16 protein-coding genes and 3 tRNA genes are annotated in these 24,372 nt (G+C 56.8%); 4 read left to right on the plus strand and 15 right to left on the minus strand.

Annotated features, from left to right (window positions below; translation table 11 throughout):
* Nucleotides 1–4: 4 nt before the first annotated feature.
* Both avs1b and avs1a read right to left on the minus strand, forming a co-directional pair.
* Nucleotides 5–5,812: an AVAST type 1 anti-phage system protease Avs1b gene (avs1b, locus tag V6M90_RS12535; protein ID WP_332846600.1), complete on the minus strand. Its 5,808-nt coding sequence runs from the start codon at nt 5,810–5,812 to the stop codon at nt 5–7.
* Nucleotides 5,809–6,987 (minus strand): AVAST type 1 anti-phage system MBL fold metallo-hydrolase Avs1a, encoded by a 1,179-nt coding sequence (avs1a, locus tag V6M90_RS12540; RefSeq protein WP_310168442.1) that lies wholly within the window; start codon nt 6,985–6,987, stop codon nt 5,809–5,811. The genes avs1b and avs1a overlap by 4 nt, the downstream gene beginning before the upstream one ends.
* Nucleotides 6,988–7,309: 322 nt before the next feature.
* Between avs1a and V6M90_RS12545 the strand changes: the two genes are divergently transcribed.
* Nucleotides 7,310–8,410: a hypothetical protein gene (locus V6M90_RS12545; protein ID WP_169894249.1), complete on the plus strand. Its 1,101-nt coding sequence runs from the start codon at nt 7,310–7,312 to the stop codon at nt 8,408–8,410.
* A gap of 58 nt (nt 8,411–8,468) precedes the next feature.
* Nucleotides 8,469–9,560 carry a hypothetical protein gene (locus V6M90_RS12550; RefSeq protein ID WP_332846601.1) on the plus strand — a complete coding sequence of 364 codons (1,092 nt, stop codon included), beginning with the start codon at nt 8,469–8,471 and terminating at the stop codon, nt 9,558–9,560.
* A gap of 115 nt (nt 9,561–9,675) precedes the next feature.
* Here V6M90_RS12550 and V6M90_RS12555 read toward each other — a convergent pair whose 3' ends face one another.
* Together V6M90_RS12555 and V6M90_RS12560 are read right to left on the minus strand one after the other, a co-directional pair.
* Nucleotides 9,676–12,963 carry a UvrD-helicase domain-containing protein gene (locus V6M90_RS12555; RefSeq protein WP_332846602.1) on the minus strand — a complete coding sequence of 1,096 codons (3,288 nt, stop codon included), beginning with the start codon at nt 12,961–12,963 and terminating at the stop codon, nt 9,676–9,678.
* Nucleotides 12,950–14,077: a hypothetical protein gene (locus V6M90_RS12560; protein ID WP_169894246.1), complete on the minus strand. Its 1,128-nt coding sequence runs from the start codon at nt 14,075–14,077 to the stop codon at nt 12,950–12,952. The genes V6M90_RS12555 and V6M90_RS12560 overlap by 14 nt, the downstream gene beginning before the upstream one ends.
* A gap of 73 nt (nt 14,078–14,150) precedes the next feature.
* Here V6M90_RS12560 and V6M90_RS12565 point away from each other — a divergent pair, with 73 nt between their 5' ends.
* Both V6M90_RS12565 and V6M90_RS12570 read left to right on the plus strand, forming a co-directional pair.
* On the plus strand, nt 14,151–15,191 hold the full coding sequence (locus V6M90_RS12565) for a TauD/TfdA family dioxygenase (RefSeq protein WP_332846603.1): 1,041 nt from the start codon (nt 14,151–14,153) through the stop codon (nt 15,189–15,191).
* 373 nt (nt 15,192–15,564) lie between these two features.
* Nucleotides 15,565–16,095: a hypothetical protein gene (locus V6M90_RS12570; RefSeq protein WP_332846604.1), complete on the plus strand. Its 531-nt coding sequence runs from the start codon at nt 15,565–15,567 to the stop codon at nt 16,093–16,095.
* 484 nt (nt 16,096–16,579) lie between these two features.
* Here V6M90_RS12570 and V6M90_RS12575 read toward each other — a convergent pair.
* The 11 genes from V6M90_RS12575 to iacA form a co-directional block, all read right to left on the minus strand.
* Nucleotides 16,580–16,666, minus strand: a tRNA-OTHER gene (locus V6M90_RS12575).
* Entirely contained in the window at nt 16,629–17,942 is a 1,314-nt protein-coding gene (locus V6M90_RS12580) for a tyrosine-type recombinase/integrase (protein WP_332846605.1), read from the minus strand. Before V6M90_RS12580 ends, V6M90_RS12575 begins: the two co-directional genes overlap by 38 nt.
* Before the next feature lie 233 nt (nt 17,943–18,175).
* Nucleotides 18,176–18,252: transfer RNA gene (locus V6M90_RS12585), tRNA-Asp, on the minus strand.
* A 19-nt stretch (nt 18,253–18,271) separates the two neighbouring features.
* Nucleotides 18,272–18,347: transfer RNA gene (locus tag V6M90_RS12590), tRNA-Val, on the minus strand.
* Nucleotides 18,348–18,604: 257 nt separating this feature from the next.
* Nucleotides 18,605–19,102 (minus strand): flavin reductase, encoded by a 498-nt coding sequence (locus V6M90_RS12595; RefSeq protein WP_003172935.1) that lies wholly within the window; start codon nt 19,100–19,102, stop codon nt 18,605–18,607.
* Nucleotides 19,103–19,113: 11 nt separating this feature from the next.
* On the minus strand, nt 19,114–20,073 hold the full coding sequence (locus V6M90_RS12600; RefSeq protein WP_332846606.1) for a PDR/VanB family oxidoreductase: 960 nt from the start codon (nt 20,071–20,073) through the stop codon (nt 19,114–19,116).
* Between the two features lie 50 nt (nt 20,074–20,123).
* Complete coding sequence (locus tag V6M90_RS12605; RefSeq protein WP_332846607.1) at nt 20,124–20,864, minus strand: SDR family NAD(P)-dependent oxidoreductase; 741 nt, start codon at nt 20,862–20,864, stop codon at nt 20,124–20,126.
* An 11-nt stretch (nt 20,865–20,875) separates the two neighbouring features.
* On the minus strand, nt 20,876–21,352 hold the full coding sequence (locus V6M90_RS12610; protein ID WP_305428946.1) for an aromatic-ring-hydroxylating dioxygenase subunit beta: 477 nt from the start codon (nt 21,350–21,352) through the stop codon (nt 20,876–20,878).
* A 15-nt stretch (nt 21,353–21,367) separates the two neighbouring features.
* The gene (locus tag V6M90_RS12615) at nt 21,368–22,642 is read right to left on the minus strand and encodes an aromatic ring-hydroxylating oxygenase subunit alpha (protein WP_332846608.1); all 1,275 of its coding nucleotides are present in this window, start codon (nt 22,640–22,642) and stop codon (nt 21,368–21,370) included.
* 20 nt (nt 22,643–22,662) lie between these two features.
* The gene (locus V6M90_RS12620) at nt 22,663–23,025 is read right to left on the minus strand and encodes an IacB protein (RefSeq protein WP_078823886.1); all 363 of its coding nucleotides are present in this window, start codon (nt 23,023–23,025) and stop codon (nt 22,663–22,665) included.
* 17 nt (nt 23,026–23,042) lie between these two features.
* A complete protein-coding gene (gene iacA / locus V6M90_RS12625; protein ID WP_332846609.1) occupies nt 23,043–24,215 on the minus strand; it encodes an indole-3-acetate monooxygenase in 1,173 nt (390 codons plus the stop codon).
* Nucleotides 24,216–24,372 lie beyond the last annotated feature (157 nt).

Consider the following 24,372-nt stretch of genomic DNA (forward strand, 5'->3'; position numbering starts at 1 on the left):
CGTGTTAAAAATTATTCAGAACAGCCCTTACGTCCCCATTAACTCGCAACATCCAAGCAATTTTCCAACCAGGGGGAAGCGTAAGCGCTCCCCGATGGACTGCTAGCAGTGCCGCCTCGTAACGGCGACTGCAGCCGGCGCTCATAACGGTGCTGCCATCTCGCCAATGATATCTGAGAGTCGCAGATGAGGTCGTGCCGATGAGCTGGGTAAACCGGTAAGTAGGAATGGCCGGACTTAGAGAGGCGAAGTACGCTACGACTGGCATAGCTCTGACACAGACAGCCATCTGCTCGTCATTGAAAACAGGCGGAAGCTCAGTGGATTTGAACCCATAGATCGGGGGATAGGGTGCCTGCCTCGGATCTGGTGGCAACAAATGTGAGATGAGCTCAACAAACGCTGGTCTTCCCTCTAATTCGACAAAGCTTTGGAGATCCAAAAACACCAAGCCATCGCAGGACGGCCGGTAATGCTGCTCCGTTCCATTTTCGAGCGCACTCACTAGGCCGGCGAGCAACTTGTTACCATCTTTCGGTGACGAAACGGTGCTTGGGTTATAGGTGCGGAGCTCCGCCTCTATTGCCAAAAATGTGTCGACAGGCATGGGACGAAACAGTGCTGTGTTCAGGCTATAGCGTATTTTCCCAGCCCAACGATCTGTCGAAAGATGACTAGGCTCCCCGAAGCCCTCGGCGACCTTCGTCTCTAGTTGCTTCGCCACATCCACGGAAAGGGGCAAACAGCTTTTGGCAACGACCGCCTCCATTTGCAGCATAGATGCCTCAGTAAATACACCGAGCTCTGCTAACGTATACCAAAGCTCGTGAAGTTCCTGCGGAAAATAATCAGGCACTTCTTTATTCTCGGCAGGAACGGATGCCGGGTGTTCAGCAACACTTGAGCTCATTGCCGACACAACCTCAGCCGCACCGGCGCCGCCCTGCTCACTCGCCCGTTGCGCAATGCGCAAGAGCGTGACAAACCTGCCCACGTGACGGCATTCCGCTAACACATCAGCGATAACGACATGCGGCGCTATCCGCTGCCACAACAAGGTCGGATTGCGGTGCGAGAGCACGTCAAATACCGCTGCGGCGATATCTGCTCGGCTGCGCGGATCCATTGAAAATGCAAGCTTCACCAGTTGAGGCAGCCATGTGTCGTTAGCAGAGGCTAACCAAAGCAGCATCGCCGCGCCGCTATCTCGACGTTCCCAAGCAGGATGATCAAGTGTCCAGAGCAGCAGTTCAAAAAGGGCTTCCGTGGCATCCATCAGTGAACCGTTGAGGTACTCAAACGCCGCACTCGACGCCTCACCCACCATTTGCCCAACATGTTCGATGGCAATGCCAAGCAAGGCGGCTTGTTGCGTAGCGTCAACCTTAGCGGCTACCACGTCGATGAGGTGGGATGCGACCCACCAACGCTGAGCATGGCGCTCTTCGAGCATCAGGGGACCATAGAGACGCGCTAACTCGTTGCCGTCTTGAACCACTGATTTGATCAAATTCTCTGCGGCACTCCCAGTATGGGTTTTCGACCAAATGGACCAGCCTCCAGCTTGCAGCTTCCGCAGGACGTCAATGCACGTATTGACCGCGGCGGACGAATTCCGACGCCGCAGGAGGGAGCGTGCAACCTCCAGTGAAGCGCGAGCCTCTTCTTCAACCGACATCTTTCCAAAGAGACCTGGACGGTACAGTTTATCCTCGCTTGCATCGGAAGAACTTGGCTGGACTTCTGGTTTGTCCGTCCCGGCTTGGGTTGTCCTACGCAATGCCGGGGTCAGCCCAAACATGGAGGCGAGTTGCTCAAGGCGGGCCGGCCCTAGGTGAGTTTCGGTTTTCTCCAACAAGCGCGTAAAGTCCGACTTCACATGGGGAGGCAATAGAGGAACTAGCGCGTTAAGCAGCATCCACGCCCGTTCTGAGTACATGCTTTGAGCGATCACGTGGATTCGTCGAATGGCCCAAGCCACATTAGCTGGATCATCTGCGAACTCAGCAATTATGAGTGCGTATTCTTGGCCCCAGTCACCCAGGTGTCGTTCATCCCCATGCTGGTACACCTCAAGTAGGGCCCAGCGAACACGCCAGTCAGCCTTGGTCGACACCTGACGAAGCAAAGCCAGCAGCGCCGCCTGCTCTTCCAGCGCACCTCCAGGGAATCGCATACCAATCAGAGGTGAAACCCTGTCCAGATTGCCGGCTGCTGCTTGCACAAACAGTTCCGCCAATGACCCGCAGGACTGATGCTTGAAATATTGAATGGCGTCAGCGTACAACGATCGCCGACAGAGTTGAGCGATGAAGCAGCCCTTGTCCGCCCGAACATAACGCTGAAATGTCATTTCCCCACTGGCTCGCTCCAGGTAAGCGGCAATCTGAGCAAGCGATGCAGCTGGTACTGCCGATTCAACAGGGAGGGACTCCAGGGTACTGGACATCAGAGAGAGCTGGTCCTCTTTATACCAACTCGGGCCCATCGAAAAACGCAGCGCCGACTGGTAGGTATTGAACGCCTCTTCCGCCGAGTCTAGCCGCGCAAGAAGAGGGACAATGCGCAGTAGCTCCGGCACGAGCTCAAATCTGTTCTCGACATTAGCCTCGACATAGTCCCTCCAACGGATCACCAGATTGAACAGAGCGTCAGCCGTGGCACCCTCAAGCTTCACAGCAATGAACTGCTCGGCAACAACTGCTAGCGTCTGGCGAAAACCTTCGTTGTAGAGGCCTAACTGGCTGTCAAATGCCTCATCGAGCATCAGCAGAAACACTGAAACCTGCAGGGGGAAGCAGTCCAGCATCAATTTTGCCAAGCGCTCGTGCAGCAAGGGAATGACGGTTTCTGGGATGGTATAGGCGCCCTGCCATTGGATTCGAGAAGCCAGTGGAAAGAAGCATGACGGCAGAACGACTTCCGCCATAAATGACCAGACTTGATCAAGCGCTGCATGATCACCGGCTGCCTTGGCTCTTCGCGCGGCCCCATCGCTCCAAGCAATTGCGCAAGCAATCGACTGCAGCGATCCTTCCCAGTCATCACTCTTGACGATTTGGGCCACTGGCGTTGCCAGGGCTTCATTCAGAAAGCAGCTTGCGCGCAGTTGCTGATAAGACTCATGAAATCCTACGACATCGGGATCAGCACGGTTAGTCTTGTAAAAAGTCAGCATCTCTCTGGTGCCCACAACCCCCTCTGAGCACTTGCTTACTAAGCGCCCAGTTGCGCCAGTTTCAATCAGCGTATCAACAAAGATCAGACGCGCGTCCTTAGGGGACAGCGGCGCATCCCTGAAGATCTCCAGGTCGGACAGCAGCCGGTCAATTACCTCTCTTGGCAGCCGTACGCCGTACATCCGCGAGTTCATTTCTGCATGAACCAGTATCTGTAGCAGCGACTGCAAAACCTGTGCGGGATCTTTGTCAGGGAGTTTAAGCTGCGAGACGGGCCTATACTGGCTATTCAGGCAGAGCACCGTGCCCCTCAGGTTGCCAGTCAGCTGCAGCAGAATCTCGAGCTGCCCCTCGACGGAGAACGGAGTGTTGGGAGCGCGCACAATCCCCTTCACAACCGCGTTAAGAAAATTGTTAACAGGCGGTTGCCCACCAGCAGCTATTGCCAAGCCAAATCCGTGTAACCGCAATTGGACCGTATCGATCAACAGGTCAGTCTCGATGCTGCCTTCGGTTTGCCATTGCTCAAAGATCGCAAGAAGTGTGAGTTCAACCTTTTCCAGAAGGATTAAAGCTTCGCGAGTATTGCCCATCCGGGTCAGTGCGTTGACGACTTTGAATGCCTGGTGAGCGTCGACTATGAGCCGTCCGTTACGAATGACATGGCGCAGCGCTTCCTCGGTTTTCCCGAGCGCAAGTAACGCCAGCGCCACCAACTCAGCTGATTGCGCGAACAGGGTGTCGTAACGAAAGGTCAATCGTTGGGACAAAAGCAGTAATCGGACCATATCGGTGGCCGTACCGATACGCGTGGCTGCGCTAAGCGTTTCGTCGATGTCACTTAGCAGTACATCAGGCTCTGCCCCGAGCAAAACGGAGGCGTCCACCCATGCTTGCTGACATCCTTGAATTGCCTGCAATTGCGACTGCGTTCCTCCGAGCAGGCCGTGATAGATCCTATTCAGCGACCCGTAGTCGCCGCTTGCAGAGCCGTTGCAGAAGGTCGCCAGTCTCTCCTGCAAGAGCTGGTCCACGGCTGATGTTTTGTGCGCAACAAATTCCGAAAAGGATGGATGATATATCTCGGTGCTACCCGAATGAGAGAGTAAGTGCTGGATTCGAGTCAGCGTTGGTATGTAGACCGCACTCTCAGTCGGCAAAAGCATGGCTGTCAGGTCAGTGACAGAGATTCCCCAACGCAGCCGAGCAATAATGCCGAGCAGGTTAACCGCGTCCTTGTCCGGCAGTAACTGACCCCACAGGGTCTCGTAGTAGTCCTGGATGGCCCCACTAAATGCGGGCAACTGAGCGATATCGCCTTCGCTCGCGCCCCCGTTCACCATATCCGCCAGATAGCGAAGGTAAAGTGGGTGGCCCTTGGCCCGCTCGCACAGCATGGTCACCAGATTCGACGTGACCACTCCAGGATCGAGCAACTCGACGCATAGCCCACGCTGACTCTCGTATTCGAGGGCAGGAAGAGTCAGGCGTTCAGCGGCTTGCAACAGCGAGCCAATGCCGCTTGCATGCGCGTCCAAGCCTACGCCAGTAATCACTATCACGAGCCCACGAGGGAGTGCCAATGGCAGAAGGCTTACAAAGCGCTGGAGACTATCCGTACTCACGCCGACAGCCTCATTCAAACCATCGATAAACAGCACACCGATCTTGCCCGCCACAGCGCAACGGTTGGCCAACGCCTGAAGAGCTTCATGAGTGTTTCGGATAAGTTGAGAGTATGTGAGCTCCCGCAGTCTGGCCGGCTTGCCGCTCACGTCCATCGACAACAATGAGTTTACCCAGTCAAAGAATACTTCCGGCTGAGCCTGATGCGCGGGCGTTATCCCTCGACCGCGCTCTGAAAACGCATAAACCCCCAATACTTCGAGTGGTGGTTTTTTGGGTTCGTACCGCCTGCAGTACGTCGACTTGCCAATGCCATGCGCCCCCTCGATAACGAGGTACCCTCCATTCATACTCGCCAGTCGGGTTTCAAACTCCTCGTCAAATTCCGGTCGCAAACCATGTGGAGTGCTTATCCCAGATTCGGCGGAGATTTCGGGAAGCAAGCCGTTGGCATCGAGGAACGCTCGCAGCTTATCGGTGCTGAGTGCCGCTAGGGCTGTGTCGACATTCAGCCTCAGCATGCCTCGACAAACGCGGCCAACCATCAGGGCTGCACCTGACAGTCCGTGATAGCCTGAAAGATGGGTGCCCGGCGTGACCGAGAGATCGAGGTCCACTCCATGGACCAATTCGCCCAAGGCCTGCTGGACTTCACCGTTGAGGGCGTGTCCAAGATCAAGCTTGGTCGCAGGATAGCCGAACGCATACCATTTCTCGCCCACTCGGGGGAGGCTGATATCTATTGCAATGGGCTCCACATTCAGAGGAACAGGCAGGCGAAGCAGGCAGACGTCGAGATCGTCGTCGTGCGCTTCAACAACCACTGTGAATTCAATCGCTGCGACGCCCGCCCCAAAACGCACAGTGATGACCCCTCCCTCCGCAGTGGTAGCTTTTACGCAATGAAGAGCTGTCAGCACGAGCGTGGGCGCAATGAGCCAGCCTGTACCTGCATCCCCTACCCCAGAAATCATGCATGTGGCCTGTTTGACCGCCTCTTCCGTCACGTGTTTGCCTCTCCTATTTGAATCCATTCACCTTCAGGCACATGCACGCTAAAACGCGCGTGGGACTTCGATGTGTAAGTGCGCAACTGCTGCGAGGCTGCGGTTTCGTAGTTAAAATAGATCCTGCGCTCAAAGGCCGCGGGGCGGTCTACGATTTCCGCCAAAACTTCAAAGTCCGGATGACCATGCCGACTGCCATCAGTGGAAATCAGGAAGCAAGGGGCGTCTACCATAGCCAGCAGCTCCACACTGGTGTTGTGATTGCTGCCATGATGGGAAATTTTGATGGCATCAAACAGCTGTATCCCTCCGTCCGTCTGTCGTTGCTTCAGCTCAGCGACCATATCTTCAGCCCAAGCGTCACCTAACAGGAGAACACTCGCCTTCCCTGCCGTAAGCAGGAGAGCGATGGAGCTGCCATTGGCAATCGACGTGTCAGCTGTATACACCTTGGTAAGCTGAAGATCTTTCTGTGCTGCAATCGGTCGAATGCAGGGAGCGGCCGACTGAGAATCATGGGCACACCACATTTCGTAGGCATCATCCACGAGATCGCTGGCCTCCCCCACGCCTCGGTAGCCAAGTTTCTTCATCTCTCTCAGCCACCAGGTTCGAAGGCTCTCCAGCCGTTCGGCTGTTGGGCCAAGCACTTTAACCTGTACAGCGTTCGGTAGGTCGAGCGCAGCGACGCGGCTGTCTATGCATTGGGATCCGTCGCCATCATTCCAGTGGTAGCGTTCAATCCTGAGAAGCTTGGCCAGTGAACTGCCTTGCCGGACGCTGATTGGATCGGCCGCACGCTCGGCCGCCAAAGGGAAGCCGCGGCGCTTGATGGATTCGAGGACCCTCGCATCCTGAGGCATGCAAGGTCCCTGAGGCTGGGAGGATAAGGAGCGCAGACTGTTGTGCCAGACGGCGTCCACTTCAATGCCTCGGCTGTCGGGGCAGCCATTGACTGAAAAGAATGCTAGGAGCCCACCTATATGATCCGCGTCAATATGGGTGCACACCACCAGACTTATTCGATTGCCTTGACGGGAAAGCTCAGCTAAATCCTGGGCGATGTAATTTGTATATGTACTTGCAAATCCTCCATCAACCAACAAGTGATTGCCATTCGCGTTGATGAGAAATGCGTCACCGTTCTTGGCCGGGTACATTTTCAGGCTGAGCATACTTCGCAACTAACGTCTGGTTAAGGGGACAGCAGTTTAATGGATGAAATCCTAGCAAGGTGAAGACATTTGAAACGCTGCATTCGTGGTCGTGATTTTCCCAGGCTTACGACCCCTAAAGCCCCTTCGGCGCTCCGATAATGATGGCTTCAGCGGCGGATTGAACTGGTCAAGTATCCCGGACACCTCTTAAGGGCGATATGATTTCGGCAACTTGGAGGCTCCATGAACGAAAGAAAGGTCTATTCCCGCGAGTTCAAGCTGCGTGCTGCCAGCATCTGGGGATCCAAGACTTCCAATTACCTTAAAGGAACCGTTGGTCATGGGGAGTCAGCAAGAGCCGCAAACAACAGGGGTCTGGATTTTCAAAGAGCAGGATGCAGAAGGCATTCTCACCGGGCGAATTACCACATTCGAAGGCGTGGAGCTACAGCCGCTGAGGTACTCCGACCTTGCCGGCATGAAGCTTGATGGACCGGTCAACATCCCGTTGAACTGGTCCGGTGCGCGCATCGTCGAAAACGACATTCTAGAGCTGTCTATCGGGGATATGGCCAACCTTCGCACCCACCTAGAAAGCCAATATGCGAATAAGGCCATCGGCCTGGTCCGCGGTGGTTGGTTGCCATCTGGATTGGCCTTGCGTGAGGACATGGTGGTAATGCCCGATCGTTGCACGATCAGCGAGCTTGCGTCGCGCTACCGAGACGGGAAAAAGACCCGTGCTGGAGAGGATTTCCTCGATCTATTCCAAGGCAAGCCTGTACGGATCCATCCTGGGCTGTTCGCCTTGGAAGGCAACAAACGGCGGATCCCCACCCCCCAACAAGTCGCTGAGCAATGGGCCGAGGCCAGTAGAAAAGTCCGGGTGGCATTGCCGGAGGCCCAGCTCACCCCGGACTCCGCGGTCGAAGGTCTTGTCGGGCTGCTGGAAGACATGCGCGAGAGTATGGCGCGCAAAGTGCAGTTCTTGTGTCAGGTGGCTCCGAGGCTACAGTCCCCTATCAGCTCCCGCCGTCGCGCAGAGATCTGGCGTCAGGTGCTTGAGGCTGCCCATGACTGCGGCCTCCAGCGACATACGCTGGTCGTGCTTGCCGCCCTGAGCATTGTTTGTGTCGAGAACGGCGCTGGTCCGGCCAAGCGCCTGATCAAGCCCTCCAGACATTACTCCGCTGAGGACGCTTACAACGCTCTGGCAGATTTGCGCGCTTTGGAACTGCTGATCAATTTTTATGCCTTGTTCCCACAAGAACAGATCATGCTCTGCACAGGAGACAAAAATCTTGCCCTGTTCTGGGCGGGAATCCGCGCTTCCGGCTTCATGCGAGGCGCCAACGGGTCCGTCATCTATACACTATCGCCCGTCGAAGCGCTGTTGCCGAATGTCACACCTAACCTTTGGGAAGCATACATGTCGGCGTAAATGTATGGGGGACCCGGCTTAGGTGTAATGCTCTTTTAGATCCGCAAAGGAACCTAGAATGGAAAACCATAAACAGTGGCGACTTTTCAACATTGACTCACTGATCCAGGAGCTCAAGGGCGAAGCACCCGACGGCCCAACAATCGATTTATACATCGCCTCGATGGCCTTCAAAAATTTTGATTCTGTTGCCAAGCGACTACCATTCGTCATTGAAAGCGTGACCCACGAAGAAGTGATCTGGCAGAAGCTTGTTCAAACTGCGCCGTTGAAATTCTGGATTCGTGACACACAGGAAGCGGTACTAGTGTTTATGCAGACCGAACATTGCGGTTGTCTGCGCACCTATCGCTTCGAGCGCGAACGGGGTATTGCCGCCAATGAAGTGGATGTAATCAACTGGATAACACTTCCCACAACTAGGGCACTTTATGACCGGTTAAATACGCAGGCAGCCATTTCCGTGCACCAGGCTTGGCACACCTGGATGACGCAAACCACTCTGGAGCCAACAGCTTTGGCTGAAGGTCGCTTTCAGAACACCTCGGTCTCCCATTCAGTGATCCTCTCCGGCATAGGCAATTGTGTAGCCTGTATGGCACCCGCAGTTGCCAGTGCTCGTACAACAATAGGATGCGATGCCGACAAAGGTGTAATTATTCAATTGCCGCTTTGCGGGCCCCATCTAGAAATCGCGCGCGCACACCCTAGCGTGATGCGATTCCTTGAAACACTCTTTTCAATGTCGCTGAACATCCCGGAGGTAAAGCGCAGCGACGCAATTCCCGATGATCTGATTGCGCATCTGCACGCACTGGTCGCCGAGGGTCTGGGCGGCAGTGTGGGAACGGCTGAAAAGCGTCGACGTGGCTGGCACTTGAGAGTTCAGCTATCCGGAGGATGGCATTGGTTACTGCGGTTGAACACGCTGACGGACTACGCCTACATGTTGTACAAGCCTGGGGAAACCAAGGAGGTGTACCGCGCGGACTCCGCACCGGACCATCCGGACTTGCCATTTTTTCCAGACCATGAGCATTCCAGACCTTCCAAGAAAAGTGACTCGACGGCGCCCAGCTTCTTGTACGGCAATCCGCTTTTTGATCTCAAGCGTTTACGGGGAATCGGGCAAGAGCTGCGCAGTGATTGACGGATGAGGAGCGAGGTCATACCTGCCACCGACATACTGCTTGCCCCCCAAAGATGAAGTGCCCCCCATCATGGGCAGCGTCGACAGACGCTCCCTCTTACACTTACGCCTACGATCAAGGCTTTTGCGGACAGATCGAAGCGTAAGCACAGGTAAGGCAGTGGTAGCCTTGTATAGGAGAACGATCTGTACCTCGAAGTTTTTCAGCGGCCTTGAAGACGTTCGTCGAATTGATCCTATTCGACGGGATACAGTTTTCCTGCCGACCACTGGTAAGCGAATGCAGGGTCAAAGATCGGCGCTGCCGGCCGCCCATGTTGGTCATCATCGGACGGACGTGTTTGACGTCGTACATCACCGCCATACCAGTCCGAAGCCAATGGATAGTTCCGCTCGGCTCCTCAAGCATCCAAGGTAGCGAAATCGTCAAGCCATTCACCACAGCGTTTTGGCTTGGCAGGTAAGAGGCGCCGGCGGCTTGCTGGATGCTCACTCCAGCACTGAACGCGCGCCAACCATCGTTGACCAGGAATTGATCTTCATCCGGCATCGGCAGTGATTTTTCCATCCAGCCTTTCCAGAACGCGTCTCCTGCTGACAAACCATCTCTGAACGCGTACTCCAATCCCGCCAGGACGCCAGATCGTGCCCTCATAGAGAGATCAATCTCTTGCTCTGCGGGCAACGTCAGTTCATGCGCGTAGTGGTACTTCAGTGGGCAGCTCAAGAATGAATCAAATGCCGTAAAGGCAACCGTTGCCGCGGCACTGGTTGGCGGCACGGCGGCGCGCCCGGCAACCCGCACTGCCCGCCCTATGTGCACCGAGACCAGGTTAGGATCTTTTACCAGCGAGGGGATGTTCTGATTCTCCGTGCAGGTGTAGATATTCAGACGATCCTTGGCTCTCGAGAGCGCCACGTACAGGAGGTTGTTACGTTCAATGGCTTCCTCCTTACGGCGTTGCTGCGAGGTGCTGTTCAGCACCTCTGGAGGAAGAAGCACCTCGTTGTGATTCTCTCTTTGCCCCGACACCTCGGCACCGAAACGGGACTTCTCCACGTTGGCCACGTGCACGATGGGAAATTCAAGTCCCTTACTGCCGTGGATGGTCATGAGGGTGACGGCATCGATCGCCGCAGCTTCGGGAGGGAGCGCTCGGTCCAATGATCGCTGGTTGATTCTCCGACGCAGGTCTTCGCGAACCAGGAACTTGTATAGGGTGGCCTGGCTACCCACGCCATCACCATTGCGGACACCGTAGAGGAACAGCCACAGGGCCAATCTTTGAATTTGTGCCGGCGTGGACTGATCAGCCACGTTTGCCAGACCAACCCCTTTCTCGAACAAGAGTTCGCATATGAAATCCCAGGGGCGGGTGCTGCGGGTCATCCGCCCCAGCAAACCTCGGAGCTGGGTGACCACCGCTTCTCCTCTCGGGGTAAGCCCGGCAATGGGCTTGCCTAACCATCTCCCCCGCTGGGATACCACGCCGGTCTTTGACAGCGCCATCAGGGTTTCAATATCGGCCGTCGGCATGCTCAAATCGGGATCATTGAGCAAGCCATATAAAGCTGCCGGGGAACGCTGAGTCAGCAGCTGCATGAGGCAAAGAAATGGCTTAACTTCGGCTCGCTGATACAGGTCGCCTATATGAAGGACGGGAATGCCGGCCCCCTCCAATCCTTTGGCCAACTGCTCGAGCTGTCCATTGGTAGCGCTGATAACACCTTGCGTACCGTATGGATAGCCGTCCAAAACGGCCTCGGATACCTTTTGAGCAACCGTGTTTATCTGCCCGGCGTTGTCCTCGCTCTGAAATAGCATGGGCTTTACGCCAGTGGAGCGCCGGCTAGCAGTGACATTGTCCAATGGCAGATCTTGTTCAAGCACATGATCTGTTCCGGCGCGTCGAACCAAGGCCAAAATTTCAGGTGAGCTGCGGCGGTTAATATCCAGCGAATAGGATTGAATTGAACGCTGGTTTCCGCTTGCGAAGGCGTGCTCAAACCTAAGCAGGCTCTGAATTGATGCACCTCGCCAATGGTGAATAGCTTGGCGGACGTCCCCGACGACCCAGAGATTTTTATGCAACGCACCGAGTCGCTTCACCAGTTCGACCATGACGTAGTTCACATCCTGGTATTCATCTACCAGCACGTGATCGTACTGATCCAAGAACTCTGCAACGGATGCGCGATCCTCAGCCGCTTTTCGCGTAGGTATCACGAGCAAGTCAGCGTAATCCACCCAGCCATCACGACGCATCACCTGCTCGTAAGCTCGATAAACCGTAACGATGTCCTGCCGCTCGTTGGCCACTTCCTGTTCAACCGGAGGTAAGCTGGCCAGGAGCCGCTCGTATTCATCGGGCGAAACCAGCTCCTCTTTGAGCCGGTGGATGATCTTGAGTACGTCAGGCAGCCAATCGTAAGGATTTTGCAGTCTGAAGAAATGAGCGAGCTGAATGTTCGGCAGTTCAGCCGCCATCATGCGCACTTGTTGCAACAGATCAGCGATCTTGATCTGGGGTGATAGGTTGAACAGGTTGGCATGCTTGCGCAGAAATTCGAGCCCAAAAGCATGGAAGGTTCCTGCCCATACGTGAGAGGCATCCGGTACGTTACCGACGGTCAGTCGCTCGATCAGTTCCTGAGCCGCCTTGTTGGTAAAGGTCAAGACGAGTATCCGGCTGGCCTGGACTCCATCGTTGATCAAGTGTGCGACACGATGAACCAGAGTTGTCGTCTTACCGGTACCCGGGCCTGCGACCACGTTGACGTAACGTTCGCTGGCCTGTGCGGCAAGACGTTGTGCGTCACTTGGGGTTGGCGCTTGAGTGAGAGCCACTGGAACCATCTCTGGAAGCAGTAGCGCATCTGCCATCTGCTGACGCACAAGCTCTTTCCCCAACCCGAAGTGCGTGCCTATCTGTCTCGCTCGCCACCCGTTCGCCCAAGCTTGATGAACGACTGACCGAGGCAAAAGCAGTTCACGAGCAAAGACATTCGCCTTCAACTCTTGTCGCTCCCAGGCACCGTAGCCATCCACAATGGCCGCCGCGCCACCCGCTGCCTCCGCACCGGCTGAACTTGGAATGCGAGATGGTCTCGGCGCCTGGGGAGAATCCAGATACCAGTGACCCAGCTCGTGCGCGATCAAATACACACGTTCATCCGGCCGTACGTCATTACGAATCAGGATCGTTTTAATCGATCGCAGCAGCACACCATCGCCACCCCCGAGGTCGAAATGATTAGCTGGAACCTCATCAACAGCTAACTCAAGAACGGTCTCGACGCCCGCGAGTAATTCTGCGCTGGCGGGATAGGCTTTACCGCTGGATTCCACTAACGAGGCGCGGACTTCCTGAGCCTTGAGACGCGCGCGATCAAATGGATTCATCCTGATCCTCGAATGCTAACAGTCGACCTTCTTCCGCTTCCGATAGACGTAAAGCCTTAACGGCCTCTGCCCAACTGACGGGCTCCATGAGCTCTCGTGGGCTGCCATTCGGTGCTTTATAAGATCTCTGGGGCGCTTGTTCGAAATTGAGGGCCATCGCCGCCTCCATGGCCTCTGTGGAGAGCTTCAACTCCTTTGCCATTCTAGCTAACAAGGATTGGGGCGCGCGTGCGATACCACCCAGAACTTGGTTGACCAGCGCCCTAACGTTACCTATTCCGATTGCTTCACCCAGTCGCCCTGCCTTTACCCCAGCAACATTTCTGATTGTCTCACGAGCATGAGTAACCTCCTCGGCTGTTAGCACCTGAGCAACGGTCTCATGAATGTGCTGAACCTCTGGGCAATGGGAGAGTGCTTCTGCAACGAAGAATCCAACGACCTGAGAAGCCGACTTCCTGTACTCCTTAGCAGTCAACTTGATCTCTAGGCTGAAGGATCTATCTAGACGCGCCATCCACTGCTCTGAATCGCCCGAATAGGCATTCATTTTTCGCTCGTACGCTTCAAGCAGCTTCTTTGGGCTTTGATCTTCAATCGCGCCCTCAAATGCATCGAGCCCTTGCTTGACCAGCTGGCGAATAAGCACTGACTTCTTGACGTCGCGGGCATCAGCGACTTTGCGGATCTGCTCATGCATCGCCTTGCTGGTGTAGACGCCAATCGTCTGCATAGCCTCTTTCGTGGAGTTTGCAGCCTCTCGAGGGGCTTGTGACGCCTGAGGTACCGATGGCACATAGCACCTTTCCATTGCGATCTCCTTGGGCGTTCCATCCTGGACAGAGAAGACGTGACCTGCTTGCTCTAAACAGTCAGCAATAGCCGAAATACTGACGGTTGCTGACAGCTGAGCCATTACCTGTCGAGCAAGCGACTCAGGGCTCTGAGCCTCCACTTTCAAGGTTTGACCGTCAGGTAATGGGAGCAGGCATTGATGCTTCCCTGCCGATCCACTAAAGGTGCCAGCGCTAGAAAGCCATGTCAGGTATTCACCCCACATTCTGAGCGGTGCGGAGGTCAAATTGATATCACTTTTCATGGTAGGCTTGGTCATCATGGACGCGTGGGTGTATCGTAGTTGCGCTCTGTATATCAACTTTATATCACCTGAGCCAGTAGGGACACAATTGATCGACGCTCATTTTTCGGCCGCCGTGCGCAGTGGAGTAGCGCAGTGGATGCAAACGAACTCAATCGAGGACTGCCAAAAGGGACTTGCCGATCCTGTCCAGCTGGCGACCGAGCTCACGCCACCCGTGTTGGCAGCGCTGATTGAGGCCGGCACTTCGCTGCATGCTCTTCAAGAGCGAGCCTGGATACACCCAGTAATCCATCTGCGCAACGTTTTTGAAGCGACTGCTCTGCCCGAAACACCTTCAGCCTTCGTACCTATCCCGGAGCATCCGGCCACGATCGCTGCGCGCGCCGCAGCCATCGTTGCACTCGCGATGCTGAATGCGCAGACGGTTTCCTATGGCTCTGAAAATGATGGCCACCTCTTTGTCAACCTCGTCGTCCTGCCTGGAGATGGCGATTTTGCCAACAAGTCCAAAGGCGACATGCGTGGTCACACCGACGGCGTTTATTTCCCCATACGGGGACAAGAACATGAGCTTGAGAAGCGATTTGCCCCGTCTCCTGATTTTGTCTGCCTTAGTGGATTACGCAATCCCGACAGTGTGAGTACGACGGTGATGCCACTGAGCTCGGTGCTTGCCCTGCTCTCTCCCAAGGATGTAGAAGAGCTGACAAAGCCCCAGTATGTCCTCAGGCCGCAAAAGACCTTCAGGGTGGGTTTCAAGAAACTCTTTGGCAGTGACTGCCAATTCCTAAAACCCTTGCCTGGAGTCCAGTTGCTCTTCGTAGGAGACAATGGTCACTGGATTCGCTTCAGCCACAGTGCTGCAGTGGCGGAAGATGATTCATCGCCAGCTAGCCAAGCCATAGGGCGTTTCGAGCAAGCCTGCCTGAAATGTGCCGATTCAGTGGTAGTAGCGCCTGGGGATGTTGTCATCGTCAACAACCGCATTGGTCTTCACGGGCGTTCCGAGGTTGGCGGGGAACCGGGCGGAACGTCGCGATGGCTGCTTCGAACCTACGGCCTGGATGTTGAAGATCTCAGTGAACAACAACGCTACAGTGATAGCGTTTTCAAACTGTACCCTTGATCCTCCAACGGAGGAGATAGCCGCTCTGCTGTACACCCGACACCGACAGAAGGCGACCACTCTTTGTTGCTAGATAGCGCAAAAAATTTGCGTCACGAGCAGCTGCGCCTGTTCACTTGGAGCTCATTTTAACTGCACCTCGTGCAAGATCGGGACACGCTTTCGAGGGTGGCCACAACATCCTCCACCGACCTGTCTGCCCTTGCCTCTCTTGCTGCAGGCGAGGACACCTTGAACAGCAAAGTGCCGCGATCTTCTACACAAGAACTGTTGCTGATGGTTTCATTCGCTGACGCAACAGACCGGCACCCTGGATGGCTCAAGCAAACAGCGCCACGAGCAAGGAAACGACATTCACCGAAAGGACTCAGCAATGAGCACAAAACGCCAATACAGGACATTTGACAAGCAAAACGAAGCCTTGGATTTCACCTTTTCCTACAATGATGAAGAGACCGCAGTACTGCACGCACAGTTGAACAATTCGAGCGCTATCACCGAGAACGAATTGCGCCGCGTATCTCTGTGGAAATCCAACAGAGTGCTCTCGGTACCGCCTGCAACCCTTGAAAAACTCAATGCCCTCGCGACCATCCCAAATATTTCCCTGAAAGATCCACTCGTAAAGGACGTCATCGACCAGCTCGTCCTCGCACAGGGCATCGGCTTCCCGATGGCGAGTTCGATACTCAAGTTCATCAGGCCAGACCTGTTTCCCATCATCGACGTCAGAGCCTACAGAGCATTGACTGGCACAAAGCCTTACTACGGGACCTACAACTACAAAAAATACATCGCCTATGCCGAGCAACTGACTGACCTGGCCCGGCAGCTTAATCGCCCACTGAGGGAGATTGACGAGCAGCTGTATTGCTATGACGAAAAACATAACGGAAAAATCTGAAACAGCCTTGATCGCCCCACAGCGAGCACAATGAATGGATGCAACGCTTACTGCCCGCGCACTTTGGGAAAAGCCTCAGCTCGGAGCAGGCCTTGAAATACGCCTGAAAAAGTGGCCGCAATGGACGCGACGCGGACTTCGAGGATTCAGCGGTCGCAACCTCGGTGTCTCAGGGCCTGACGACAACAGCCGGCAAACCCCGTTGAGTCAAATGCTCAAACCGACGAAAAAGCCAGATTGCCCGGATCAATACAAAGCAACTGCTGGTCGCCAATGATCCAAACCAGGCTAAGTCGCCGACATCGGTGCCTCGGCGCTACAGATAATTCGCTGAAATATGCCGGGTCAATGCGGTGCCTCACAACACTCCTCCAGACGCCGAAGCCAACTAGATCCAGAATATCCGTGGGAGTAAATGTGGGAGTATTTTTTCGGACATGAAAAAGCCCAACCGGTGAAGATTGGGCTAAGTCATTGAAAAATATGGTCGGGACGGAGTGATTCGAACACTCGACCCCTAGCACCCCATACTATTAATCAGCCGACTCCCACTGCGCACTCGGACACCCCGTTGAAATTCGCCCGGTATGTGGCATGTATGCTTCGGGCGTAGGCGGAGAAAGGCCGCCCTCTAGCGCATCTATTAGATCCGCCCAATATTGCATCATCCTACGTCTCGGCTCGACGTATTCTGCATGATTGTATGCAGCCCGAATTTGGTTGGTATCAGCGTGTGAAAGCTGCGCCTCAATCCACTCTTCTACAAAGCCAACCTCGTTGAGCGCCGTTGAGATGGTGGCCCTGATGCCATGCCCGGTGAGCCTTCCTTTGTAACCCATACGGCTAATCGCGGTGTTAAGGGTATTTTCACTGATCATTTCCTGCGGTTCGTATCGGTGAACCAGCAGGTACCGCGCACCGCGCGCCCTTAACTGCATTAGCCGCTGCACAATTGTAATTGCTTGGATAGACAGTGGAATCACATAAGGTGGGATCTCATTCCCCTGTGTTCGAACACGACTCCGGAGTTGCTTCACACCCTCCGGCGGCACCAGCCAGATCCCCTTGTCGAGGTCGAATTGGTCTGGCGTAGCCGCCCGCAGCTCTCCTGTACGAACCCCTGTCAGCAGCAACAGACGAATACCAAGCCGTGTCGCTTCTGCACACCCATATTGGGTGACGGTCCTGAGCAGTCCTGGAAGTTCATTTACCTGGAGGAAGGGATTATGGCGAACTGGCCGCGGCGTCTCGGCAACGATATCAAGGTCTGCTGCTGGGTTCACATCAACGAGCCCTTCCGCCATGGCAAAACGAAAGATCTGGTTGAGCCAGGTGCGTACCTTTCGAGCAGAGACCAGCGCCCCTCTGCGCTCAATTCGCCTAATGACCTCCAGCACATCACCCCGAGAAATATCTGAGATCGGAAGATCGCCCAAACACGGCAGCATGTCCTTCTTCAGGTATTTGCTCGCTTGTCCTGCACTGCCCTTCCTACTTTTCGTCAGTTTTTTACTTCGGAACTCATGCCAGCGACCAGCAACCGCTTCAAAGGTGTTGTTGGCGGCGTGAGAGGCTTTTTGGCGCTCGGCGCGACGATGTGAGCGGGGATCGATATTGTTGGCCACCAGCGCACGTGCAGCCTCTCTCCGCTGGCGAGCCTCCTTGAGACTGACGTCGGGATAGATGCCAAGGGAAATACGCAATTGCTTGTCATGCCAATAGAAACGGAAATGCCAGCGCTTCGAACCCGTCGTGGGCACTTGAAGAGATAAGCCATCCCCATCAGTTAACGTATAAGGCTTGCTGGCGGGCTTGGCTTGCTTGATCGCTGTATCTGTCAGAGCCATCAGACACCTCCTTTTGCATCAAGGAGGGGAATACAACCCAGCGGTAGACGGGCCAATACGAAAATTGATGCGCAAGGAATCGTAAAAGGCTGTGCCAGCGGTGTACTTAAATGTGTACTTAAAAACCGTGGCTGGAGATGGATTCCAGTGGAATTCAGAAAACGAAAAAAGCGGCTCAAGGCCGCTATTTCCGTAGCTTCCAGGCGTTCAGTGGGCCTTAGTGGAAGCAAATATGGCGCAGCGGACGGGACTCGAACCCGCGACCCCCGGCGTGACAGGCCGGTATTCTAACCGACTGAACTACCGCTGCGCGTAACACATGAAGCGAATGGTGGGTGATGACGGGATCGAACCGCCGACCCTCTGCTTGTAAGGCAGATGCTCTCCCAGCTGAGCTAATCACCCTTCGTTTCGGTGTGGGCGCATCATACACCAAAAAATCGTAATGTCTTGATTTAAATGCACTTTATTTAAAAAAGTTTTCAGCACGATTTTCGCCATATGCCTGACAGCAGAAAGCCCGTGGTTAGCGGGCTTCTTGTCACCACCCGGCACTCAGCGTTCCAGGTACCGACTATGGCGCAGCGGGCGGGATCATAACGCAGCTTCAAACGCTTTAAAAGGAAACGGCGCTGGCTTGCTCACGCCCGTCCGCGGCAGGCTCAGCAGGCCTTCGACGCTTGGCCCAGACGATGGTAGGCCCGATTGAAATACACCAACCCCTCGTCAGCACCGCTCTGGCGAATCGTCTGGATCTCGCAGTAGAAAATACTGTGGGACCCCACTTCGTGTACTTGCGCGATACGGCAATCGAAATTCACCAGCGCGTCGAGCATCACCGGCGCACCGCTTTCCAGCGTGATCCACTCGGTGACGGCGAAGCGTTCATCCATCGTCAACGTGCGGTCGGCAAAGGCGCCGGACAGTTGCTGATGATCACCACACAAGGTGTTCACACACACCGAACCGTTACGCTTGAAATGCTCGTTGGAATGGGAGGACCGGTTCATGCACACCAACAGCGTGGGCGGTGAATCGGTCACGCTGCACACCGCCGAGGCGGTAAAGCCGAACCGACCCGCCACGCCATCGGTGGTGATAACCGACACGGCACCGCCCAGCATGGCCATTGCATTGCGAAAGCTGCCTACGTCTACCATGGTCGTTCCCCTTAGATATCCAGCACGAGTTTTTTGGATTTGGCTCGTGAACAGCACACTAGAATTTGATCGTTGGCGGCCTTCTCATCGTCCGTGAGGTACACGTCCCGATGGTCCGGCTCGCCGTCGAGCACATCGCACAGGCAGGTCCCGCACACCCCCTGCTCGCAGGAAATCTCGATCTTGATGCCCACCTGCGCCAGCGCGGCGAGAATGCTTTGCCCTTGCGCCACCTGAACGGTCTTGCCGCTGCGCGCGGCCACCACTTCAAAGCTGCCACCCGAGCTGTCCACGTCCACCTGGAAATACTCCTTGTGGATGTGCGACTCGCTGTAGCCCTGGTCGCGCGCGCCCTGAATCACCCAGTCCATGAAGCCCGCAGGGCCACAGGCATACATGTGCACGCCGGCCTCGCCCCTGCCCAATACCTTGAGCAGTTCGAGCTTCTGCTCGGGCCCTTCGTCATCGAAGTGGGTAAACACATGCGGGGCAAACGGTGCGCTGGCCAGTTCGGCCAAAAACGCACTGCGTCCACGCTCACGCCCGCAGTAATGCAGCTCGAATGACTTGCCGGCAGCGTACAGGGCATAGGCCATGGCGATCATCGGCGTGATGCCTATGCCGCCACCCAGCAGCAGCGAACGCTGCGCCTGCGCCGCCAGCGGGAACAGGTTGCGCGGTGTGCTGATCCGCACTTCGCGGCCTTCGAGCAGGGTCTCGTGCACGCCCACCGAACCGCCGCGCGAGGCCGGGTCCTTGAGCACGCCCAATCGATACAGGCTCGAGTCGGCAGGGTCGCTGCACAGCGAATACTGACGCACCAGCCCCGGGCCGATATGGATATCGACATGTGCGCCGGCATCGAACCCCGGCAGCGGCGCGCCGTCACGACGGATCAGGTCCAGGACGACAACGCCGTCCCCTTGCAGCTCGCGCTTGCGCACGACTACGTCCAACAATTCTTCAGTCATGGCCGTTATTCCATGGAGTTCGCCAAGGCCGCCGTGGCGGCCGGTATCAGTCAGCGCATGAACAGGCCGCCATTCACGTCCCAGGTCGCCCCGGTGGTGAAATAGGCTTCGGGCCGCGCCAACTGCACAATCAGGTCGCCGAGAAAATCCGCATCGCCAAGACGCTGCACCGGAATGTTGGCCAGCAGGCCCGGCAGGCGTTCGGGCGGGATCGCCGCGCGCACCGCCGCCGAGTCGATCGGCCCTGGGGCAATCGCGTTCACGGTCACTCCGCGTGCGGCAAATTCCTTGGCGAAAATCTTGGTCAACGTCAGGATGCCGCCCTTGCTCGCGGCATAATGCGCGCCGGTGGCGGTGCCGCCGTTCTGCCCGGCCAGGGACGCCATATTGATGATGCGTCCGTAGCCGGCTTCGGCCATGTACGCACCCATCACCTGGCAGCCGAGAAACACGCTGCGCAGATTCAGGCCCACGACGGCGTCGAACTCCTCGGGGCTGATCTGCAGCAGCGGCGTGGTCTTGGTCACCGCGGCGTTATTGACCACCACGTGCAGCGCGCCGAAGCGCGCCAGCACCTGCTCCAGGCCCGCTTCGAAATCGGCCTTGTTGCCTGCATCCAACTGCAGGGCGAGGCTGCGTTCGCCACCGGGGTCGAGCTGTCGGGCACACGCTTGTGCGGCCTCCAGCGTGAGGTCGGTGACAACCACCGAGTAGCCCGCGCGCAGCAGGCTCGCGCAGAAATGCTGCCCCAGGCCCTGGCCCGCGCCCGTCACCAATGCTATCTGGTTCATGTCGGTGCGCCTCAGAGGATGTAGCCGATACCGGCGAGGGCATCGTCACTGTTGATCAGGCTGACCACCTTGCGGTGGATCTTGAAACCGCCGTCGCTGCGGATCAGGTCGTAGGTCAGGTCGGCGCTGTAGAACTTAAGGCTTTCCTTGCGAAACTCACGCACGTTCTGCGCACAGCGCACGCTGACCTGGAGGCCGTCGTCGGCCAACACCCGGAATCGCGATTGCATGCGCACCGTACGCGGTTGCGGGCTGGTGGAGATCGACTCGCCGCCGATCAGGCGCTGAACCCGCAGCTCACGCATATGATGGTCGTCGTAGGCGTAGTTGAGGGTGTTTTCGAAGTCGGTTTCCTTGGGGTCGATGGGAATGATGTAGGTGCCCTTCTCGGTCCACATCTTCAACCAGCCCTCGTACTCACCGTGGTCGAGCATGTCGCCTTCCAGCCAGATGAAAGCGGTCACTTCTTGCAGTAATTGCAGGTTCATAAGGTTCTCCACGGGTCAGGCCGACATCATCTTTTTCCACTGCTGGTACCCGGCGCGCATGCCGGTCTCGGCACTCACATCGGATACCCGCCCGCCTGCACTGGCCTGTTCGCCGGGCAGGCCGCGGTTGAGCATGATCCACAGGTCTTCACCGGCGCTGGCGCCCTTCTGTACCCGCTCCCAGGCTTCGGAGTCGTCCGGGGTGCCGAAACCCATCGGGCCCTGGAAGTGTTCGTGCAGGCGCAGGCGATAACGGTTGGCCACGGCCGGGCCGCCATCCATGGTGATCACCGAGTGGTGGATTTCCGTCTCGGTCACCGAGATCGGTTGCAGTACCCGGAAGAACGCCATCGAGCAGGCCACGTTGGGGAACAGGTTGAGGTTGAAGCCAGTACCGCCGACCGCACGTACGATCCGGCGCACCTGTTGCTCTTCGATGCCTTCGTCACGCAGCTCGGCGGCCAGCCCTTCGAAACGCTCGGGGATCGGCTTGTCCAGGTCGGCTTCGAGGTCGATCAGGTCGGGAATCATCACCATCACGCTGTGGCCGTTGCCGAGGTCCTCGACGTAGCCAGGGCCCTTGACGAAGTCGAACAGCTCAAGGGTCTGCTCATCCACCGACGACAGGAAGCTCTTGTGCACCAGTGGGAAGTGGTAGGCATCGGTGGTGTTTTCCAGCTGGATCTTCCAGTTGCCGGGGAAGCGGAAACGGTGCTCGCCCGGAACCTTGATGCCATAGCCGGCGCCCTGTTTCATGAACAGGTCCATCCATTTTTTCGCCGCGCCGAGGTAGTCCTCCAGCGGCTCGATGTCGTCCTTGAAGGTGGCGAAGATCATGCCGGCGTAACTTTCAGTGCGCAGGCTGACCAGCGGCAGCTCGGCCTTGTCGATGCAGTCGCCGTAGCTTTCCGGGTGCGGAATACCGCGCAGCGAACCATCCAGTGCGTAGCCCCAGCCGTGGTACGGACAGACGAAGCTGTTGGTCTTGCCCTTCTTGTGTTCGCACACGGTGGCGCCACGGTGGCGACAGCGATTGAGCAGCACATGCACGTCCTTCTTGCGATCACGCACCACAATCACCGGCTGCTTGCCGATGTAGGTGGTCTTGTAGCTGCCGTTGTCGGGAATCTCGCTGGCGTGGGCGACCCAGATCCAGGTGCTGTAGAAAATCTTCTCAAGCTCGGCGTCGAACAGTTGCGCATCGGTGTACATCGAGGTGTGGACGCGGTCGGCCTGCACCAGGTCGGCGGGGTCGACGGCGAGGTTTACAGCGGGAATCAGCTTGCTCATGGGGAGTGTCCTCGTCGGCATCAAGTACGCTGAATGATCAGCTCGCGCCCAACCCGGGCTTCGACCTTGGTGTAGCGCCACAGCTTGTACGGGCCGTCGCCCACCGGCGTGCTGCGAAACAGATTGCACGCGGCATGCACGGTCTCGATGTCCGGCACGTCGGCCAGCAGGTAGGTGGTCCACGGGAAGCCATCGGAAGGCCCGACCATGCTCTGGTCGTCATCCATGTTGCCCAGCACCTTGACGCCGGTGAGGTCGTGAATGCCGTTCCACATCGCGCTGAACGCTGCCCACACCTGCAATTGCTCGTCGCGCGGGGCGTCGAAAAAGTTCTGGTTGATGCCCATGCAGAACAGCACGCGCAAGGTCTTTTTATCAGTCATTTTTATGTTCTCGACGGTTAGAGGTAGCCAGGCAAAGGCTGTTTGCCGAAGAACATGGCTCCGGCGTTCTGATAGGTGATATCGCCCATGAAGGCGTGCTGCGTGACTACCTGGGCGTCGTTGACGCAGCGGGCCAGCGGGCTGTCGTTGTATACGCCGCTCATGCCCGAGAGCATTTGCGCGGTGCGCGCCACGTCGGCGGCAACGCGGGTGGCATGGGTCGACGACAGCCGCAGCAGGTTGGTCGCGGCCACGGGCACCGCGTCGCCGGCCAGTACGTAGTCCCAGGCGCGGTCGATGGATTCGTAGAAGAACGCCCGCGCGGCACGTAGCTCGGCTTCGGCACGGGCAATGTCGACCTGGGCCAGGGGCCGATCGGCAATCGCCGGAGCACCGGTCACCGAGGCACGACCACTGGCCATGTCGGCCAGGGCATCGAGTGCGGCACGGGCCACGCCCAGGCCGACCACCGAGAGCACCTGGGTGGCGAATGACAGCGATGGGTAGCGGAAGAACGGTTCGTCCAGGTTGGGCAGGCCGCCGCGCACGAAGGTCCACTCCTCGCTGACCCGCACATTTTCGGCGACCAGGTCGTGGCTGCCGGTACCCAGCAGACCGACGGTGTCCCAGGTTTCGTCGATGCGGATCGCGTTGCGCGGTATTACCGCAATGCGCGGCAGGCCGAAGGTATCGCCGTTTTTCGGGGCGATGCCGACACCGACGATATCGGAGCCCAGGGAGCCGCTGGAGTATTTCCAGCGACCATTGACCATAAAACCTCCCTCGACCACTTCAGCCGGTTGCGGCGGGAAGATGCCGCCGGCGAACACTACGTCCGGACCGTTGGCATACACCTTGGCGATGCTGTCGATCGGCAGCGCCGCCAGGTAGACCGGGCTCATGCCGAAACTGGCGACCCAGCCGGCTGACCCGTCAGCCTGGGCAATGCGCTCGATCACCTGGCAAAACTCGGCGGGGGAACACTCCAGGCCACCAAAGCGCTTGGGCACCAGCGCCCGGTAGACACCGTGCTGCTTGAAGGCCTCGATGACATCCGACGAGATATGACGCTGGCGGTCGAACTCACCGGTTCTGGCCCGTACACGCACATCGACGAGCAACGCTTCGAAAGCGGGGCCACTGGCAAGCGGACTCACCGCACCCTCCGCTGGTTTTTTTAGCGAATGCATACATTTACTCCGTTGTCAGGAACGGTATTGGGCTGGGCAGGAAGTCAGTGTCGAGAGGGGATGAGACGCGGAACGAGCGGGATGGATCGGCATAGTGGTTACCTTTGTTTTTGTGGGTGCCGTTGGAGGTGAATCTGATCTTTATTACGTGAATTGT

This window comes from Pseudomonas lactucae, assembly GCF_036688725.1.
Lineage (GTDB): Bacteria > Pseudomonadota > Gammaproteobacteria > Pseudomonadales > Pseudomonadaceae > Aquipseudomonas > Aquipseudomonas lactucae.

Coding starts and splice junctions, on each gene's coding strand:
- avs1a (WP_310168442.1), bottom strand. CDS start 6,987: ATGCTCAGCCTGAAAATGTACCCGGCCAAGAACGGTGACGCATTTCTC.
- V6M90_RS12545 (WP_169894249.1), top strand. CDS start 7,310: ATGGGGAGTCAGCAAGAGCCGCAAACAACAGGGGTCTGGATTTTCAAA.
- V6M90_RS12550 (WP_332846601.1), top strand. CDS start 8,469: ATGGAAAACCATAAACAGTGGCGACTTTTCAACATTGACTCACTGATC.
- V6M90_RS12555 (WP_332846602.1), bottom strand. CDS start 12,963: ATGAATCCATTTGATCGCGCGCGTCTCAAGGCTCAGGAAGTCCGCGCC.
- V6M90_RS12560 (WP_169894246.1), bottom strand. CDS start 14,077: ATGACCAAGCCTACCATGAAAAGTGATATCAATTTGACCTCCGCACCG.
- V6M90_RS12570 (WP_332846604.1), top strand. CDS start 15,565: ATGAGCACAAAACGCCAATACAGGACATTTGACAAGCAAAACGAAGCC.
- V6M90_RS12580 (WP_332846605.1), bottom strand. CDS start 17,942: ATGGCTCTGACAGATACAGCGATCAAGCAAGCCAAGCCCGCCAGCAAG.
- V6M90_RS12595 (WP_003172935.1), bottom strand. CDS start 19,102: ATGGTAGACGTAGGCAGCTTTCGCAATGCAATGGCCATGCTGGGCGGT.
- V6M90_RS12600 (WP_332846606.1), bottom strand. CDS start 20,073: ATGACTGAAGAATTGTTGGACGTAGTCGTGCGCAAGCGCGAGCTGCAA.
- V6M90_RS12605 (WP_332846607.1), bottom strand. CDS start 20,864: ATGAACCAGATAGCATTGGTGACGGGCGCGGGCCAGGGCCTGGGGCAG.
- V6M90_RS12610 (WP_305428946.1), bottom strand. CDS start 21,352: ATGAACCTGCAATTACTGCAAGAAGTGACCGCTTTCATCTGGCTGGAA.
- V6M90_RS12615 (WP_332846608.1), bottom strand. CDS start 22,642: ATGAGCAAGCTGATTCCCGCTGTAAACCTCGCCGTCGACCCCGCCGAC.
- V6M90_RS12620 (WP_078823886.1), bottom strand. CDS start 23,025: ATGACTGATAAAAAGACCTTGCGCGTGCTGTTCTGCATGGGCATCAAC.
- iacA (WP_332846609.1), bottom strand. CDS start 24,215: ATGCATTCGCTAAAAAAACCAGCGGAGGGTGCGGTGAGTCCGCTTGCC.